This is a genomic window from Paenibacillus swuensis, from assembly GCF_001644605.1.
GTDB lineage: Bacteria > Bacillota > Bacilli > Paenibacillales > DY6 > Paenibacillus_N > Paenibacillus_N swuensis.
Map to the genome: position 1 here is coordinate 2,083,375 of NZ_CP011388.1, position 19,873 is coordinate 2,103,247.

General features: G+C 48.2%; 11 protein-coding genes. All 11 read right to left on the reverse strand.

The genetic code is table 11. The annotated features are described in order from the left end of the window. Positions 1-33: 33 nt before the first annotated feature. On the reverse strand, positions 34-1,818 hold the full coding sequence (locus SY83_RS09110; RefSeq protein ID WP_068605957.1) for a sensor histidine kinase: 1,785 nt from the start codon (positions 1,816-1,818) through the stop codon (positions 34-36). Positions 1,819-1,926: 108 nt separating this feature from the next. Further along, positions 1,927-3,930: a methyl-accepting chemotaxis protein gene (locus SY83_RS09115; protein ID WP_082882417.1), complete on the reverse strand. Its 2,004-nt coding sequence runs from the start codon at positions 3,928-3,930 to the stop codon at positions 1,927-1,929. Next, positions 3,899-6,229 (reverse strand): putative bifunctional diguanylate cyclase/phosphodiesterase, encoded by a 2,331-nt coding sequence (locus SY83_RS09120; protein WP_068605958.1) that lies wholly within the window; start codon positions 6,227-6,229, stop codon positions 3,899-3,901. Before SY83_RS09120 ends, SY83_RS09115 begins: the two co-directional genes overlap by 32 nt. A 134-nt stretch (positions 6,230-6,363) precedes the next feature. Next, positions 6,364-7,080 carry a response regulator transcription factor gene (locus tag SY83_RS09125; RefSeq protein ID WP_082882418.1) on the reverse strand — a complete coding sequence of 239 codons (717 nt, stop codon included), beginning with the start codon at positions 7,078-7,080 and terminating at the stop codon, positions 6,364-6,366. Positions 7,081-7,217: 137 nt separating this feature from the next. Then, entirely contained in the window at positions 7,218-10,685 is a 3,468-nt protein-coding gene (locus SY83_RS09130) for a response regulator (RefSeq protein ID WP_068605960.1), read from the reverse strand. Between the two features lie 61 nt (positions 10,686-10,746). Beyond that, on the reverse strand, positions 10,747-12,483 hold the full coding sequence (locus tag SY83_RS09135; RefSeq protein WP_082882419.1) for a cache domain-containing sensor histidine kinase: 1,737 nt from the start codon (positions 12,481-12,483) through the stop codon (positions 10,747-10,749). 5 nt (positions 12,484-12,488) lie between these two features. Then, complete coding sequence (locus tag SY83_RS09140) at positions 12,489-14,069, reverse strand: response regulator transcription factor (RefSeq protein ID WP_068605961.1); 1,581 nt, start codon at positions 14,067-14,069, stop codon at positions 12,489-12,491. 94 nt (positions 14,070-14,163) lie between these two features. Beyond that, positions 14,164-15,885 carry a type 2 periplasmic-binding domain-containing protein gene (locus tag SY83_RS09145; protein ID WP_068605962.1) on the reverse strand — a complete coding sequence of 574 codons (1,722 nt, stop codon included), beginning with the start codon at positions 15,883-15,885 and terminating at the stop codon, positions 14,164-14,166. A gap of 88 nt (positions 15,886-15,973) precedes the next feature. After that, positions 15,974-16,831 carry a carbohydrate ABC transporter permease gene (locus tag SY83_RS09150; RefSeq protein WP_231891441.1) on the reverse strand — a complete coding sequence of 286 codons (858 nt, stop codon included), beginning with the start codon at positions 16,829-16,831 and terminating at the stop codon, positions 15,974-15,976. Positions 16,832-16,885: 54 nt separating this feature from the next. Then, positions 16,886-17,851, reverse strand: a complete 966-nt coding sequence (locus tag SY83_RS09155) for an ABC transporter permease (protein ID WP_068605964.1) — start codon at positions 17,849-17,851, stop codon at positions 16,886-16,888. Positions 17,852-18,042: 191 nt separating this feature from the next. Continuing rightward, positions 18,043-19,866, reverse strand: a complete 1,824-nt coding sequence (locus SY83_RS09160) for a GH39 family glycosyl hydrolase (protein ID WP_068605965.1) — start codon at positions 19,864-19,866, stop codon at positions 18,043-18,045. Positions 19,867-19,873: the final 7 nt, after the last annotated feature.

Consider the following 19,873-nt stretch of genomic DNA (forward strand, 5'->3'; position numbering starts at 1 on the left):
AACAAATGCTTGTCCTGTCGTAAACCCTAGTTATCAATCATCCTTTAACTCCTCTTCCTGTAATGGCAACACGACACAGACTTCTGTTCCTTGACCAAGCTTACTGTGAATCTGCAATCCGAATTCTTCGCCGAAATACAATTTGATTCGGTGATTCACGTTATACAGACCGAAGGATACCTGAGAACCTTCCCTGTTCTCTGACAGGATCGCCTGGACAAGCTCTTCCGTCATGCCGACTCCGTTGTCCGTAACCTTCAAATAGATGCGATTGTTATCTGTATACCCTTGCACGCTGATATGACCGAAGCTGCCCTTGGCTTTTAAACCGTGATAGATAGCGTTCTCCACCAAGGGTTGTATCGTTAACTTCAGTATCGGATGAGGCAGTACGTCCGGGTGAACTTGAATCTCATAGTCAAACACATCCGAATAACGAATCCGCTGAATCGCAAAATAATCACGGATATTGTCCAATTCTTCCCGAATGGCGATCATCTCCCGGCCTTGGCTTAAAGCTACACGATAGAAGTCAGCCAGTGCCTTCGTTGTCTTCTGCACATCCTTCACTCTGCCCATTTCGGACAAAGTATAGATAACATCGAGCGTGTTATACAGAAAGTGCGGCTTCATCTGCGATTGAATGAGAGCCAGCTCATATTCCCGCTTCTTCCGCTGCTCGACGTTCACCTTATCCAACAGTTCCCGGATTCGGAAGAGCATCGTATTAAAGCCTGAAGCCAAATATCCGATTTCATCGCTGGAGTGGACTTCAATGGAACCGTTAAGATTCCCTTCACGAACCTTGAGCATTTCCTTGGCCAGCCGTTTAACCGGATGCACCACAACATTCGACAAGATCCTGGCGCCGATTAAGGCAATCACCAGACAAGCCGCACCCATGGCGGCGATCAGCCACGTAATCTTGGCATAGTCCTGGGTCAGGAGCTTTAAGGGGGTTACCGTAATCAGTTTCCAGTCCAAAAGAGGGAAAGGATTCGAAATCAGCAGCTCCTTTCCTTCACCGTTGTCAGCGATGATGTTCGCGCTGTTGCGCTTGCGGATCCATTCCCTTGTGCGAAGGTCCGCCACCGGCTTTAACAACGCGGCCGGATCCCCGCCGGATACGACGATGCCGTCGGAATCCGCAATATAGTAAGTACCGTTCGGATTGCTGTTCACAGTGCTATATATCGAAGAGAGCCTGTGCTCATGAATGTTCAGAATTAACCAACCCAGTGTCTGTCCGGTATTGATATCGAATACTTTCTTTCCCATCGTCATAACAGGCATCTCTGAATCCATCGTCAAAAACGTGCGCCGTTGCATAGGAAACCAGATGTTCGTACCGTTTGACCGGTTAATTTCCTTCAGGAGTTCGCTTGATCCCGCTGCTTCCGCTCCTTGCTCCATGTTCGGATGGGATCCGTAAATATGTCCGTCCCGGTCTATAAACGCCGCCGAGGTCACGTCGGGAAAGATCAGCTGCGAGAAGCTGATTTGATTGGTAATCTGGGTATATCGTTGAAGTTCCGACAAGTTCGGACGCTGGGCGAGCAACTTATTCAAGTTGATCGTGAGCATATTCCCGTTACTCTCCACATTGGTGAAGATGCCTTCCATGCGGGTGATGATGAGATTGGAATTATCCGATACATTATTTATCGTTTGGTTTACAATCACGTTCGTATAAATCCGGTTTGAAGCATATCCCAAGATCAGTAACGGGATGACAATCAGCGGAATATAAATGATGACGATTTTATTGCCGATCATCTGGTTGCGGAACCAGGCCGACAATCTGGAATATAAGGACATGGGCATCTACCTTTATAAGTGGACTGTATTGTCAAACCCATTGTATCAAATGGTACCGGCAAAAGAAAAACTAAAACAAAAAGAGGCGCTTCGCGCGCCCCGTTACATCTATACCTTAAAGCGTTCAACCAGCTCTTGCAACTCCAGCGCCATATTGGACAATGCGGCGGAGCTCGCTGCAATTTCCTCCATGGAGGCCAACTGTTGCTGAGCCGCCGCCGACACATTCTGTGTGGCTGATGCATTGCCGGCTACAATAACAGAGATGGACTCTATGGAGCGAACGGTGACTTGTCCTCCCTCGGAAATGTGTTGCGCCGTATTCGACATGTCCTGAATCTGGGCTTCCACCTCCGTTACGGAAGCTTGAATGTTTCTGAAGAGGGTATCGGCATGGTCCATGACCCGAATGCCCGATGAAACTTCATCCGTCGTTTGTTGCATGGACACGACTGCGCGCTCCGCACCCAGTTGCACTTGCCGGATCAACTCCGCAATCTTACGGGAAGATACACCGGTCTCTTCCGAAAGCTTCTTCACTTCCTGGGCCACCACAGCAAATCCCCGACCATGCTCGCCCGCGCGCGCTGCTTCTATTGAAGCGTTGAGGGATAACAGATTGGTCTGGCTGGAAATCTCCCCGATCAGAGTGACGATGCCTCCGATTTCTTCGGAATAGTTCTGCAGGTCCCGAATCACATTCCCTAGATCACCCACCGTGTGATGGATGGATTGCATCTGGTTAATCGCATCTCGGATGACCGAACCGCCTTCCTGGGATTTGCCGGAGGCTTGCACCGCGGACGCCGCGATCAAATGAGCGCTATGGGCAATGTTCTCGACCCCTTGCGACATGGAATGTACGGAAGCGGAGCCCGCTTCAATACTCTCCACCTGACGATCGGCGCCTTCCGCAACTTCCTGAATATTCTCGGCTATGTATTGTGTCGCTTGGGATGTCTGCTCTGAGCTTGCCGTTAATTGCTCTGAAGAAGCGGCCAGCATGCCCGAGGTTTGGTTTACTTCAATCAGTACAGCTTTCAAAGATCCGACCATCCGGTTGAAACTGTCGCTTAGACGGCTGATTTCGTCCTTGCGTCCGCCGTTGTCCACGGTAACGGTCAAGTCGCCGTTGCTGATCTGATCGGCAGCGTCCATTAATTTGCGGATCGGATTCATCACGGAACGGATAATGAGATATACGATACCCGCTCCGGCAACGATGGCGATAATAATGACGATCATCGTGTTCAGGAAAATTGGAAACGTATCCTGCTCCACTTCAGCGAACGGCACAATGCCGAAGAGCCTCCAGCCCGTCTTCCCGTTTGTCGTATATACCCATTTCTCCGTGCCGCCGTTAGCCGCATCCTTGTAATTAAACACGCCCTCAATTGAGCCTGCCACATTCTTGACCACCGATGCGGGAATATCCGAACCCACCTTGCGCTTCGGATCGGCCAACACCTTATCCTGAACATCGGACACCGACACATAGCCCGTCCGCCCGATGGAGGCAGCCGACATTTGTTTAGCGAGCATGTTCAGGTTCAGATCGACAGCTATGACTCTGGAGCCATCGCGTGTCGTGCTCGCGATCGTTACGGTAATCGTGCCGCTGCCGGCATCCACATAAGGCGCTGTTATAATCGACAAACCCGCGTGCGCCATCGCTTCCTTATACCACGGCCGAGTGCGCGGATCATATCCGTCAGGCAGCTTTTGATCCGGAACAAGCATAATCTTTCCTGTCGCTTCGCCTATGTAGGTGTTGCTAATTTCATTGTGCAGTCGCGCGAATTCGCTTAAATATTCACGTACCGCATTGCCGCTCTGATCGGATGGAGGCATCGTCCTCGCCAGAAATTCCACTTCCTTTTGAATTGGATCCAGATAGTTCGTAATCAGTTGGTCCAGAATGCTGACGCTGCCTTGCGCGCTTTCCGTCATCTTCTCTTCCACTTTGGAATGAGCGGATTTGTAAGCTACGGTTCCAATCGTTATTGCGGGTATGAGCAAAATTAAGCTAAATGACAACAACAATCTCATGCGCAACGTCATTCCGGCTTTTCTGGACATTCTAAGCTTGTCCTGCAGCGATTTCTTCAACATGATTCATATTCCTCTCTAATACATCGTTTATAAACTCAGGCAATACCTGACTCGCGATCGGTCTGCTCAGGAAATATCCTTGCACATAATCGCATCCCCACCGTTCCAGAATACGAAGCTGTTCCCCCGTCTCAATGCCCTCCGCCACCACACCAAGCCCTAATTTATGCACCAGCTCGATAATCGATTCGGTAATATCCTGCTCCGCCGTCTCCGAGGTAATATCCCAGATAAAGGACTTGTCTATTTTCAAATAATCAATGGGCAGCCGTTTCAAATAATGCAGGGACGAATATCCGGTACCGAAATCATCAAGAGATATTTTCACCCCCAGCCCGCGAAGTTGCTCCAACACCTCAATACAGCGGTCAAAAGAAGACATCAGGAGGCTTTCGGTAATTTCCAGATCGAGACAGGATGCGGCCATTCCGGTATCTTGCAGGATCGCGATCATTCGCTCAGGGAAGTCATATTCCCTTAGTTGAACAGCTGATACATTTACAGACATCGTCATGTGCATTTGCGAAGATTGCAGCAGCTTGCTATGCATCAGACAGGCTTCCCGAAGCACCCACTCGCCAATGGGAACAATCAATCCTGTTTCTTCCGCAATGGGAATAAAATCGGATGGGGGAATCGGCCCCAATTCGGGATGATGCCATCGAAGCAGCGCCTCGAATCCGCGAATGACTCCTGTGCCCGTACCGTATTGAGGCTGGTAATGCAGAGAGAATTCATTATTCTTCAAGGCTGTCCGCATGGCTTCTTCCAGCCTGGAACGCTTCATGACATGATCTTTCATCGTCGGGGTAAAGAATGCGAAGCGATTAACGCCCAGTTCCTTGGCATAGTAGGATGCGATGTTGGCGTTCTTGATTAATTCCTCCGGCGAAGAGCCGTCCCAAGGGTACTGGGCAATACCGATACAAGTATTCATGTGAATCAATGCTCCGTTTACAAGAAAGGGCTGTTCAAAACTGCTGTTAATTAAGCCTACGGTTCTCATTAACTCATCTTTATCATGGTATTGATCGCTGACAACAATAAATTCATCCGAACCAAACCGTATGGCCGTCTCTCTTGCTCCGCAGCAGCGAAGCAACCGTTGGCTGATTTCCTTCAACAGCTGCTCACCGATGATATGCCCTTTCGTTTCATTCACCCATTTAAAATTCTGAACACCCATGAACAAGACCGCGAAGCTTTCGGATGACTTATACTGATCCATAGAAGCTTGCAATTGCTCCCGCAGCAGCTTTACATTCCCTAATCCTGTCAATGCATCATAGTAAGCGAGCCGCTCAATGTATTTCTCTTTTCTGCGAAGGCCTGTAATGTCATGCACACTTCCCGTTACGGAATGAAGCGATTTCTGTGGACCGAATACCGGCGTTAGCGTAATGATATAGGTATGTCCCCGCCCGTCAGGCATTACGACTTCCCGTTCGAATGAAACGGACGACCCTATGGAAATCATTTCTTGAAGCAGCCCCTCCCAACTTTTCCCTGCATTGGTATATGCGATCATATCCGTAAACTTACTGCCCACGATACTTTCCCTGGTTCGTCCGATTGTTAAACAAAATTTCGTGTTGACGGAAGTAATGACACCATCCGGGTTGCAGCTGAATATAAAGTCTTGCGAGCTCTCTACCAGCGTCCTGTATGTCTCTTCGCTCTCCTCAAGCCTCTGCTTGGTGTTCATCCCCTTTAATTCATAGTTCAGCAGATATCCGAAAGCTAACGTGGCTAACGGGTAGAATACGAGAATCGGAACGATATGCTGCACCAATGCCGACCAAGCGACACCTTGGGGGAGCCCCAGAAACCACAGGAGCGAAGATGCCGCAAGCGTAAGGCCCATGTTCCAATGTAAGGCGTAGGAAAACTCCTGTCTTAGCAAGGGCTTCCTCCCTCTCCTCCATTCGGAGAATACAATACCGATGAGGGTAGCTGTCATGATGGCACCGATCCCCGGAAACCATCCGATCCCGCCCAGATTGAAGCGATACACGCCAGCGGCGGCGGCCGCAAGAAGCCCAGCCAACGGACCGCCGTACAGAGCAGCCACCGCAATAACGACGCCTCGAATATCGACAATAATTCCCTCTGCCAAGGGAATCGGAACCATCATGCCCAGAACGCTCAGAGCACCGAAGAGAACTCCCATAATGATTCCTTTATTGGTTGGATGCAGTCTAACAATGAAGGGATAAGCCTTCGTTAATAATGTTATAAAAAAGAAAATGATCGCTATATTCTCACCCAATCCGATGAAGATCGGAAACCATTCCGTCATTTCATTTCATCCTCCCGCCGCTTATGTAATCAGTATGAAGGAGAGGTGTTCAGAAAGTTAACGGACAACCTTTAGATATTTGTTAAAATAAAAAAACCTTCCTCGTATAAAGGAAGGTTAAGATGCTTATGCGGCTAACTGTGATTGAACATGAATTTGTACCCTACACCCCATACGGTGCGTATGTATTTCGGTTCTTTAGGATCCTCTTCAATCTTCTTGCGAAGATTGGTGATATGGACATCAATGGAGCGGTTTGTAACGAACGAATCAATCCCGCGCAGGGTATTAATTAATTCCTCTCGGCTGTAAACCCGTTCAGGGTTCGCATGAAACAGTCGCATGAGCTCAAACTCCGAGAACGTAGTCTCAATGAATTCGCCCTTCACATAGACAGCCCTTCGGGAAGGATCAAGTTCAATCTTTCGTGAAACTCTGGATTGAATGTCCTCGTGGGAGAAGTGCAATGGGGTTTCTGTCAGAGGACGGATTTGTGATCTGCGGAGCAATGCGCCTACCCGGGCAGTCAGTTCTCTCATGCTGAACGGTTTGCAGAGATAGTCATCCGCCCCGGCAACCAGCGCATTGACACGGTCCACCACGTCCGTCCTCATGGAAACCATGAGAATAGGCACTGACGTGAACTGTCTGATTTTCTCGCATAAGGTGATGCCGCTCATGTCGGGCAGCATTAAATCCAGCAACAAAATATCCGGTTTCCATTCCCTAAGAACTTCAATGCCCTCCGTGCCGGTTGCGGCTTTGCGCACCTCGTAGCCTTCCTCGGCCAAGTACATGGAGAGCATGTCTCCGATCATTGTATCGTCCTCGATAATGAATAGTTTGTGCACGATCCTCAGTCCATTCCTATATATCTAATAAACTATGAATATGTTAGAAAAGTGTTAGGATACACGGTTTACATTTTCTATATTTAATATACTACAGACGCCCTGACACGTCTATGCGGTAAAGTGTTAGGAAACCGTTAGCCCGCTTCCATCGTATCCATCGTTCCTATGGCCCTGATTAAACGCTCCAGCTCCGTTCTTAGAGCTTCACGTTCCGGCGCCAATGCCGACCATTCATTGTCGGTATAGCCTTCTTCCAACCGACTTACAGCGGCGAACAACCGTTCCGCGGACAAGTTACCCGAAGCCCCCTTGAGCGTATGAAGCAGTCTCAGCACGGTGTTATCGTTGCCGGCTTCCGCTTCGTTGGATAGCCTGCTGTGGAATCCCTCATAGTCCATTGCGAACGTTCGTAACATATGCATGAGAATATTCTTCTTCCCGTTCAACCGGTGTAATACCCTTTGTGTGTGGATCCCATCAATCCGCATCCCATCTGTTTCTTCCCACAACAGGTCCATAGGTTGATATCGTGTAGTCGCTTGTTGCGAAGTACGATGCTCCTTAGGAATCAACCATTTCTGCACGGTGTGCAGCAGGGTTTCTTCATCAACCGGCTTCGTGACAATATCATTCATACCGCTGCGATAACATTCGATATGTTCATTTTTTTGAGTGCTGGCTGTTATGGCGATAATCGGTATGGATTCGTAACCGGGTTGACGGCGAATCGCTCTGGCAGTACTTAACCCGTCCATCTCCGGCATATGTAGATCCATTAATATGAGATCCCACGCGGATTTGGGCAACCACTCCATGACTTCCATCCCGTTCGCCGCCACCTGTACTGTATATCCTCTTGCTGAAAGCAGCTCCACTGCAACCTGTTGATTAATAGGATGGTCCTCGGCGAGCAATATCCTTCCTTCCGAGGGAAATGCCGTCCTCAGCAAATCGGGATCCGCCGTGTTTCTTGATCGTCGTTCTACTGTCGAGAGCAGCGCCTGAAACAGATTGGAGCGATCCACAGGCTTGACGATTACCGCACCCGGGCGTTCAACCCGGGTCATCTCCAACATGGCGTCCCGTCCAAACACCGTGGTCAACGCAATGGTTAACGTTCGCTTGCCGGCGATGGCTTGCTGCAGTCGGGACCAGGTTTGTTGCCCGTACATATCCTCGCATTCCATGTCCATGATCAGGTAATCCCATTCTCTATGATCGAATGCTTTCCCCGAGTCCAAGTGATAGAAGGCCTGGTTCCAGCTGCCGGCAACCGTGACCTCAAGGCCCAAGTCTAACAGAACAGATTGCATGTTCCGCAGCAGAACGGGATGATCCTCTACCAACAACACCTTGGCATGATGCATAAAGTCCGGGAGTTGATAGGTTTTGGAACCTGTCTCATGCAACCTGTCAAACTCGAGGCAAAAGGAGAACGAGGTCCCTGAACCGGGAGTGCTCTTTACCTGCAATGTGCCTCCCAACATTTCGATTAAACTCTTGGAAATGACAAGCCCCAAACCTGTTCCCCCGTATTCGCGGCTGGTGGATTCGTCGGCTTGTGTAAACGGGGTAAAGAGACGGGAAAGTTGTTCCTCGGACATGCCGATGCCCGTGTCCTCAACTTGAAACTGGAGCCTTGTCCGCCCTTCACTTCTGTAGATCTCCTGGATTCTCAGCGCAATATGTCCGTGATTCGTAAATTTAATGGCATTCCCGCAAAGATTCAACAGAACTTGTTCAAGGCGCAGTGAATCTCCGATTAAATACCTGGGCAAAGTCAGGTCCACATCAATGATAAACTCCAACGGTTTCTTACCATGAAAGACACTTAACGTATCGGCAACTTTTCGTACCAGTGCCTCAGGCTTAAACCTTACCTTCTCTAACTCGATCTTCCCTGCTTCCGCTTTGGAATAATCAAGGATGTCATTAATAATGTGTAACAGACTCTGGGATGAGGCCTGTATATTATTCAGATAATCTTGCTGGGTATAGGTTAATGTCGTCTTATGCATCAATTGAGAGAGACCGATCATTCCGTTAAGCGGCGTTCTAAGCTCATGGCTCATCCTGGCCAGGAACATACTCTTCTCTCCGCTGGCTTCCACCGCTTCCTCCTTGGCTTTAACCAGTTCGCGGCGAATTTGTTTCTCCTCCGTAATATCCCGCAGTGTAAACACATAACCGCGCTCCTGATCGTTCCCCTGATGAATAACGCCGATATTCAAACTGACAGGGAAGGCGTGCCCGGAGGCATGCACAAGCGTCCACTCTTCCTCCATCTTCATGCCTCTGAGTTTCTTACACACTAAGACTGAGGTGTCCGGCTGTACCAAAGTATCGAGCTCACGGCTGTAAAGCTCGGCTCGTACTGTCACCTCGCGTTCATCCAGCCACAGCATCGGGGTGGCCGTATGTATGACATCCGCGGCGGTATAACCCAACATGTGTTCCGCGGCCCGGTTGAAGTACGTTACCTTAAAGTCCGTATTGACGACAATCATCCCGTAGCCGTTCTGGTTAATAATCGCTTCCAGATGATCAAACATGATCTTCAACTGCCCCACCATCCCGTTGACGGAAGAGGCGAGGGAGTCAATCTCATCATTCTTGGTTAGAGGGATAGGCTGAACCGTAAAGTGACCGGCGGCAACCTTCTTCGTTACCTTGACAATGCCGCTGATTCGTTTAGTAAACCGTTGAATCATGAAGTAAATAACAGCGCAGAGCAGCAATTCGGCGAACAGCACAGTCAACACCGTATTTTGCTGAAGTTTCCGCAAGGGGCTCATATACTGCTCCAAGGGAATGTTAGAAACCAATACCCAGTCCGTATCTTTAATACGGGCAAAAAAAGCAATATCATCATGATGACGGGCTGACCCGGATAACTGGCTGGACATGACCGGCACTATGGCTTCGAATTTCTTCTTGACGGCCGCGGAATCATCAGAACCGCGTGAAGAATACGTTTGCCGTTGATAAATTAATGTGCCGTCTTTCTTCATGATGTAGTGAGTACCCACACTTCCGCTCCGAAAGCCGGTATACTTTCGAAACAGCTCGTCCACATATATAAAGGCGGCTATTACTCCCTTATACTCCTTATGCTCATCATAGACGGGGCCTTCGATCATAAATACTTTGTTGACCGCGCCTTGGAAAATGAAGAAAGGGTCGGAGAGTACATATTTCCCTTGGTGAACCTTAAGGAGTAAATCCGGATTCTGCTGTTCCAGCGATACCATGTAACCGTTGGTGGTGGACATCATGGAGTCGTCTCGCGCGTACCCGAAGTTGCGAATTATATCCGGATCGGAAAAGATACGCTCATTGCGTAAATAGTCCATGATCTCTGTCGCCGTTCCCGTTTGTAGGATGCCGGTATGACTAACCACCCGCAGTTCCGCTTGACGGGTATGCAGCCAGGATGCCAGATCCCCGGCGGAGGACTGAACCTGAGCCCCGGCCTTCGTTTCCAGAGATTCCAGCATATGGCGCTTGGCTTCCTTGTAATTCACTGCGCCTACAAAGGACAGGGCCAGTGTCGTAATGACCAACATCCATATCAGAATCTGGTAACGAAGCGAGTCACGCATAACCGTATCCTCCGAATGAACTAGTTTATAATAACTATATCGGACGCAGAGGATGTAGAATTCACTGTTTTTTATGGGGTAAAGTCAGCTTTACCGTCGTTCCGATCCCTGGCCGGCTGTACATATGCACACCGTAGTCGGGTCCGTATTGGAGCTGAATTCGTTCTTCCACGTTTCGGATGCCGTACCCCGAAGGAATGCCTTGCGGCGTTAATCCCGCATGAAACCTAGCCGTATTCATTCCGATTCCGTTATCGATAACTTTAATGATTACTTTTCCATCTTCCTGAGCGATGACGATGCGAATATGAATTCGTTCTTCAAACCAAGCATGCTTCAATACATTCTCCACGAAAGGCTGCAGAATAAGTTTAATGGTTTCACAACATAACAATTGTTCATCGATATCATATGAGGCTTCAAAGCGGTCTCCGTATTTAATAGTTTGTATATCAATATAAGCCTTAACCTGCTGCAACTCTTTATCGAGCGAGATCAACATATTCCCGTCATTCAGGGTCAGTCTGTAGAACTTGGCCAATCCGGAAACCATACGGCTTAAATTCTCGACCTCACCGAGATTTGCCAGGCTGTTTATGGAAGAAAGGGTGTTGTAGAGGAAATGAGGATTGATCTGAGCTTGCAGTGATTCCAATTCCGCTTCTTTCTTCTGAATGTTCTTCACGTAAACTTCCTGAATCAGTTCTTCTATATTTTGCGCCATCCCGTTAAAGGCTCCCGCAATGCTTGCGAATTCATCGTTACTGGTAAAGCGGACCCGCTTTCCGAATTCCCCGCCCTGAAACGACGTAATCAGAGAGACAAGCTTCCCCACCTTTCTTGCAAAATATCGCGCCACCAACAACCCCAGTCCCGCCATAACGATAAAGCTGACCGTACAGACAAGGATTGTGAAGTTGCGGATGGCCTGTACATCTTTCCTTAACTCCGCTTCGGGTACGACCGCGACAAGCTTCCAGGGAGTTCCCGGGAGCGGCTCCTTAATCGTCAATTGCCCCGGCATGGCCAGATGCGATGGTTCATCGCTTATAGCCTGCCGCATTTTGCTATAAAGCACCGAATCATCCGCCTCGAGCAGCACCATCACATTCGTACCTTCACTAAGCGTAAACGAATCCACCGATTGAAACAGGTCCTTCAGCCCTGTCGTTATCCTCAGATAACCGATGGTAGCGCCGTATTTATCGAAGGATATTAATTTGCGCAATGTGGAAATATTCCCTCGCTCCTGGTCCGTGCCGATCTGGCTCCATTCCGTGCCCATATGTCCCTCTTCCAGCTTGAGATACCAAGGTTCGTTCACAATCCGGCTCATATGGTATATGTTCAGTTGCTTGCCTTGGATAAAGGGGTCTTCAAGCGTTTCGGGCGAGTAGATTTCTTTCAGCTTCTCGTTCTGCACATATAAATTTAACCGGATATTGTTCACGGACAGCTTCAACGTCGATTCCAACTGTGGAAGCAGCGTGTTCACCGTATTATTGTAAATTTGATAGTCGCTCTCGTTACTTTGCAAGAGACGCTGCAGGGTCAAGGAATTAAATAACTGCTCGGAAATGCGATCCATATCGCCGATTTGATATTCCGTATTATCCCGGATTTGCCGCAGCGTGCGTTCCATGTTCGTCCGGATATACTCCTCTTTGGAATCAAGGGCGGCCGTGTACGAGAAATAGCCGATAAGCGCATCCGTAAGCAGCATCAGCAGCAGATAAGGAACCATAATTTTATAGGCAAAAGGGACGTATAACCGCTTTCGGACAGAGAGCATCTGCATGAGCTTCACACCTTATGTTTCTTGCGGTAATCACTGGGTGTCATACCGAATTGCTCTTTGAAATGCCTGTTGAAATAAATCATATTCTTATACCCGATTCGATCCGTAATTTCATAGATTTTCAACGACGGATCAAGCAACAGCTCGCAGGCTTTCTCCAGCCTTCGCTCCATCACATATTCGCTGAAATGAATACCTGTCTCTTCTTTAAATAAGAACCCCAGATAATTCGGTGAGAACGCGAATTGATGCGCCGTATTGCGCAACGTTATTTTACTTTCGATATGCAGATCAATATAAGCCTTGACGGCATGAATGATTTTGCGATCCCTGCCTTGGTGTTTTTTCAGGAGCAGCTCGGACAGTTCAAACAAACGGCGTCTCAGCCATGACTTCATATCATGCACCGTCTCGAATTGGTAGAGCACTTCGAATTGATCATAATCCCACTGCAATATTTCATAAACGCTCTCGTTCATTTTTCGAAACTGCGCATCCAGCTTCGCAACCAGATGCATAACGAAATTATAAACGGATATCTTTGAATCCATATGGTTAACGAAGGCGAATAGCTCCTCTAAGCCGTCATCGATTTTCACAAGATCGTATTCGCGCATGGCATCCATTAAAGGCTCCAGTTTTTCTTCTAAATTTAAAGCGGTCTGTACATGCTGTTCTTTCTTGGCCTCATGGTAAGGGATCACACAACTCTTACCCACAAACAATTTATAGTCCAGCGCTTTCTTTGCCAACTGATAGGAGTCGGTCAACGGTTCCAGTCGGTATACTCTCGGTCCGAGACCAACCGTTATCGTTAAAGGGGTGTTTTTACGAATTAAATCAATAGTCTCCATTAGTATCGTGTGAGCTTGAAGGTGTTCTGTAATTAATGTAATGCGGTGATGGGAGGATTTGAAATAATACCCCAGATGGTAATAATCGAAAGATTCCGTAATCAGGCGGATCGCTTGGTGCAGCAATTCCTGTTGTTTCTCCTTCGGATAATGCATTAATTTCCAATCCATATCATCCACTTCAAGTATTGAAACCAATAAACCGTCCGGTCGCATGTGAATTCCCAATTTTTCCAGTTCTGATACGCTAAAGGCGGAGCTTGTATATCCCTCCAGCCATTGATGTATTAATTCATTTCGTACAAACGGCAGCGTCCGGCTTAATTGTTGCTGTTCATGCACTGTGATATGTTCTTGATCCAATTGATATACAACCGTCTTTAGAATGTCATGAAGCTCTTGATTCTCTACAGGCTTTAACACATAACCGACCGCGTTCAAGGAGATGGCCTGCTTGGCGTAATCAAAGTCCTCATGCCCGCTGATAAAGACAACTTTCATGTTCGGCACAAACTGTCTGGCTTTCTGCGCCAGTTCCAGTCCGGACATGATGGGCATCTTGATATCGGAAATAAGAATATCCACCGGGTTCTCTTCTATAAAGCGCAGCGCTGTAAACGCGCTGTTCGCGGTCGCGCTGATCGTAAGTCCCAGCTCTTCCCACGGCATGCGCCGTTTCAGCCATTCCAAATCCACACGTTCGTCATCCACCAACATGACACGGTATGCCATGGTTGTGCACCTCCTGCGTTCTTCTCCCGTATAGATAAAGAGGATATACCTAAGTATATCCCCTTCCTCCATGTATGCGCTATCTTTCAATCATTTATAAACCCATCTTTTTGATATTCTCTTGCCAGACGCCCGTCATAAACTTAAGCAGCTTATCATACCCCGCCTCATTAACGTTCTTCTTCGCTTCCTCGAAAGCCGCATTGAAATCAGCGTCGTTCTTGGCAAAGACCATCTTGGCCACAGCCTTCTCCATCATTTGTTTCACCTGCGTAAACACCAGTTGTTCTTCTGAATTCGGCGTAAAGTTTTGAACATTATTAAACTGATCGTTACTGATATTAGACCACTTTCCATAGAATAAATTAGCTTTCTCACTCCAGGTTTGCAGTGAAGGATCCTGTTTCAAGCGCGCATCGGAGAGTTCGCCCCAACGCGGTGACCCCTGCATATTGAAATCCCCGATTTTGTCAGTGTTACGCTGATCCGGAGTTGAATTCTTGTAATTATCATTCGGTGTCGGCGCGCCGTTCGCGTCAAATCCTTCCCAGTATAATCCAGGCGGCCCGTAGGCGGCTACAGCGGTTCCTTCCTTGCTCATTAACCAATCGAAGAAGGCGAAGATCGCTTCCGGGTTTTTGGCTGAAGTTGTAATCGTGTTTACGTTCCATCCCAGAGTTCCGTAACCGCCCGGCGATAATTTAGCGGGGTCTTGACCGGGTTTGTGAGGGAACGCCATAAAGTCATATCCGGCGTCCTTATCCTTCGTTTGCAGAATATCATTAGCTTTCTGAACATTGCCGGTCACATCATACACGGCCAACACCGCGATCTTGCCGTTATTTAACTTCTCCCCGAACTGTTCAAGCTTCTGGGTGAAAGCGTCCTGGGTCAGCAGTTTCTCTCTAAATAATTTATTGGTTAACTGGTAAGATTCTTTAAATGCCGGATCATCAAAGATGGAGGTGAATTCCTTCTTGGACATGTCCGGATAAGCGAATAAACCGTCGGTCTTTGTATACCAGGTTTGACGTTCTTCACCCATGCCGCCATAAATAAAGTTCTGTACCTGAACGACCCCGCCGTTTGTATTGGCCGTATCTAACGGTACGACATCCGGGTACTTATCTTTCACCATATTTAAGTAAGCATACAGATCATCGAAGGTTTCAAGCTTGGGAGAACCTAATTCTTTATAAATTTTGCGATTGATAGCCCATCCAGAGTTGTTCGTTCTTGCTCCCTTCGAATTTCCAAACCAGTTCGGGATGCCGTATAATTTGCCGTCCTTGCTGCGCAGCATGTTCAGAGTGGCTTCATCTGCAATTTCTTTAAGATTCGGATATTTCTCCAGGTACTCATCCAGCGCAACCAGCTTGCCTTCTTCAGCCAGCTTGTCGTAATCCGCCCCACGGTCCATCTGGATGACGTCCGGAAATTCATTGGAAGCAATCATCGTACCCAGTTTCTGCAACGCGTTCCCGTTAGCGCTGATTTCCTCAAAATTGACTTTCTTCTCATCTTGCATCCACTTTAGCGTAGGCGTCGTGGCGGAGCCAAAGCCTTTTGGCGCATACCAGTCGTAGTTGACATAGAAGCTGAATTTCAAGGGCTCTTTACCGATTTCAATAGGCCCTTCTGTTTTGGACTGGGCATTCTCGTTTGCGGATTCACCCGCTTTATTTTCCTCAATGCCATTCTTGTTTCCGTTCGCTTCCTTGTCCACATTGGCTGAGTTTGAGTTACAACCTGCCAGAACCGCAGTTAAACCAAATATCAAAATGATTAACAGAATACCGACTTTGTTCCTTTTCATCTTTGTACCCCTTCCCTTTTTTAGACTTACACTGACACTTCAAGCGATAGTTCATTATTTAAAAGCCTTGGCTCTTAAATCATAGGAATTATTCTTTCAGGGAACCTACCAGGACGCCCTTCACGAAATATTTCTGGACAAAAGGGTAGACCATGATAATTGGAATCGTAGCCACCATTAACGTTGCCATCTGCAAGGATTTGGAGGTCACGGTTGATTTCATCCCTTGCACGTTAGTCGTTCCTGTCAGCTGCGCCATCTGCTCCGCGAACGAGTTGGAATTAATAACATTCATCAGGTAGGTCTGAATGGGAAGCAAGTTCTGATTGTTAATGTAAATCCCAGCGTAAAACCACTCATTCCAGAGATACACGGCCGTAAACAGGGACAAGGTGGCGAGCACAGGACCGGATACCGGAAGAACGATGCGGAAGAAAATACCGAAATGGTTACATCCGTCGACTTTCGCGGACTCTTCCAAGCCCTCAGGCAACTCCGCGAAGAAAGTCCGGAAAACAATCATATTCCACACGCTGATTAGTCCCGGGATGATCAGGACCCAGAAATTGTTGAAAAGGTGGAGCTCACGCATCCATAGATAGGTCGGAATAAGTCCTCCGCTGAAGTACATGGTTATAACGGCTGTTACCATGTATCCGCTTCGGCCGATTAGTTCTTTCTTGGACATACTGTATGCGAATATGGCCGTAAAGAAGATGGAGAGCAATGTTCCGGACACCGCACGGGCTGCCGATATGAGCAGGGATTGAAAGAATTGATCGTTGCTGAATACGACTTTATAATTTTCCGTCGTAAACGCTCTTGGCCAGAACGTAATTCCTCCGAGCGATGTATCGGAACCAATGTTGAAAGACATGACGAGCGTATTCCAGAACGGATAGAACGTCACTAGAGCAAGCAGGAGCAATAAGAAATAATTAATCATATTTAGCGATTTATCTTGCCAAGTCAGCTTCACGCCGGTGCACCCCATTTCGTTCTACCATAAAGATTGATTGCCCCACTTTCGGGCCGCCGCGTTCGCTGTAACCAATAAAATGACATTAATGAGAGATTTGAACAACCCGGCTGCCGTCGCGAAAGAATAACGCTGTTCGCCTATGCCGGTCCGGTATACATAAGTATCAATTACTTCAGACACGTCCGTCAAAATGGCATTATTACCGTTATTGGTCAGTACCAGAATATCTTCAAAGCCGGCATTCAGAATATTGCCGATCGCCAAAATCAGGAAGATGATAATCACCGGCGCGATGCTCGGAATGGTAATCGTGAAAATCTGCTTCACTCGGCTCGCCCCGTCTATTGAAGCTGCTTCATACAGGTGCGGATTTACGCCCGCGATGGCGGCAAGGTACACGATCGAGCCAAATCCGATTTCTTTCCATACCCCCGCGGATATCAAAATCGTACGGAAATATTCCGGGATGGATAACCAGTTTACAGGCTCGGTAATCAGGTTCAACCGTATTAACAACCCATTCATGCTGCCTCCGTCCACAGCTAATATGGTGCTTACGAAGCCCGCCACGATAACCCAGGAGATGAAATGGGGCAGGTAGGTAACGGTTTGAATCACCCGCTTGAACGCCACATTACGTACTTCGTTAAACATCAGGGCGAGTAGGATCGGAGCCGGAAACACAAACAGCAGTTTCAGAAAGCTGATCAGCAGCGTATTCTTCATGACGAGCCAGAAATCGGGAGAGTTAAAGAACATGTCAAAGTGTTTAAAGCCCACCCAGGGACTCCCCGAAATCCCGTCAAAAATATTGTAATCCTGAAACGCCATCACCAAGCCGTACATCGGCACGTAGCTGAAAATCAGAATAAACAGGACGGCAGGTATCGCCATCAGCTGAAGATCCCATTGTCTCAGCATACGTCCCGGCAAAGCCTGCTTCCCTCTTCGAGAGTGGACGCTCGCGGGGATCGGTGTATTCATATAAGCACCACCCTTATCTTTGTTTGTGCTTATATTGTAGCGCTTTCAAAGGACTTGTAGCTATTCATGTTTACAACGAAACCCTATACTTTTTCAACGATTGCATAAGACAACCTTGCGCATAATGGGACATAAATTTCCAAACTCGCGGAACGATTAAAGAGCCGGCATGATGCGCCGGCTCTTCCGCTTTAATTCTTGGTTAATTCCACATCATCAATATACACCGAATTTCCCGAGTTGGCTTTGGACCAGAAGCCCACTTCAATCTGTCCGTTCGTGATGTTTACATTGGGAATTGTAATTTGGGACCAGCCTCCTGCCGGAATGTTTACGAAAGCGGCGCTACCGCCATGGTTCTTCGTTTCCATTCTGGATTCGAATTGTCCTCCGCTTGATGTAACCCATGCTTTCAGTGTATAGGTTCCGTTTGTCAATCCGGTAATCGTCTGGTACGTATAAACGCCATAGTAAGCATTCTTCCAGTGAGTCAGATGAGCGCCGTCCCGGCCGCCGTATGTTTCCGTGTAATCCGCTGTATCATCGCCCGCCTGCAATGCCCATGTGCTCCAGCCTGTCATACCTGAATCGAACTTCGGATTCACGATATAATTCGTAGCCGCCGCAGCATAGGTTTTATTATTCTCATCGAGAATGAGCACGGTGACGGTATCGGATGGAAGGTTATAACCCGCCGATGAGGTCAGCACATCGTAACGAACGCTGTCATAGGTGACGCCCCAGCCATAAATGCGCTTTACCGTGAACAAGGTGTTCCCCGGAATCGAGGTGGACCATCCGCTGAAAGACACCTGTACCGTCTGATCCGTCTCGGCCCGGTTCACTAGCGCGAGTTTCTTCCAGCTGCCCCCAAAGGTGCCCATGATATCCACCTTGGTGCTGTTGTTATTCGTCGTCTCCGCAATGGTGCCGCCCATGTCGGTATTGAACAGATTGTAAAGGTGCGCGGACGCCCGCTTGTTATACGGAGCCCAGCCTTCCAATTTGCCGTACCACCCGTCCGATTCGTTCCATGCCATGGATCCGGTTGCGCCGGCCTTCGTAATCGACATTAAGGACAAGGCGTCATAGATCATGCCCTTCTCATTGTTCATCCTGCCGTCCGGCGGGTTCCAGCTGATGTTGTATTCATCGTGAAACGTTTCAATGGCGCGTGTTGTGTGGGACGCGATGATACTTTTGATACTAGTGGTGGTAGCCCCAAGCCCTTGTGCGCTGTTATAAAGTGTCGCATTCGTATCGCTTGTGCTTCCGCTGGTGTAGGTGTGATAGGAAATAAAGTCCAGCTTCGTATGTGCGTTGGCTACAAATGTATTCACTCTCGCGGTTAAATCAGGTCTGGCGAACGAGGGTCCACCGATCTTGATCGTGGAGCTCTTGGCCCGCATTGCGTCGTATGCTTTCTTATATATTGTGGCCATTTCCGCGATATTGTTGGCATAGATGTCATCCTTCTCATTCAATATCTCCCAATATTGAACATTCCGACCCTGATCGATATTCACAATCTGCACCAGCTTCGCGCAGAAGGCCGCATACGCGTCGTACATATTCGTCTTCAGCTTTCCTGTACCGTCATCCATATAGGCGGGCCAGTTCGTAATGTTGATCATGCGGACCGGGTTGTTGCTGAACGTATTGGAAAGCAGATTGCTAATTTTCGGCGCATCCCAATCGTAATTGGACGCACCCGGATTCTTCACCCAGCCTGACCCTGTAGAGGAGTCGCCCATCTGATCCGCGCGATGATACCGAATCATTCCCGGTTTCATGTAGGCCACATTATTCTTATAATCCGCATCCGCGGCTACGGTCCCTTCCTGCGCCTTATAGATGTTCAATCCATAACTGTAGCTGGTCGTTGAACCTTTCGCGCTGCCCCAATTGACCGTAGCGGTTACCGAAGCCGCAGAAGCCGGCACAGCAGTCCATATACCGGCCAATACAGCGGTTACCGTCGCCAGAGCGGTCCACCTTTTCCAATGGTTTTTCATCTTTTTC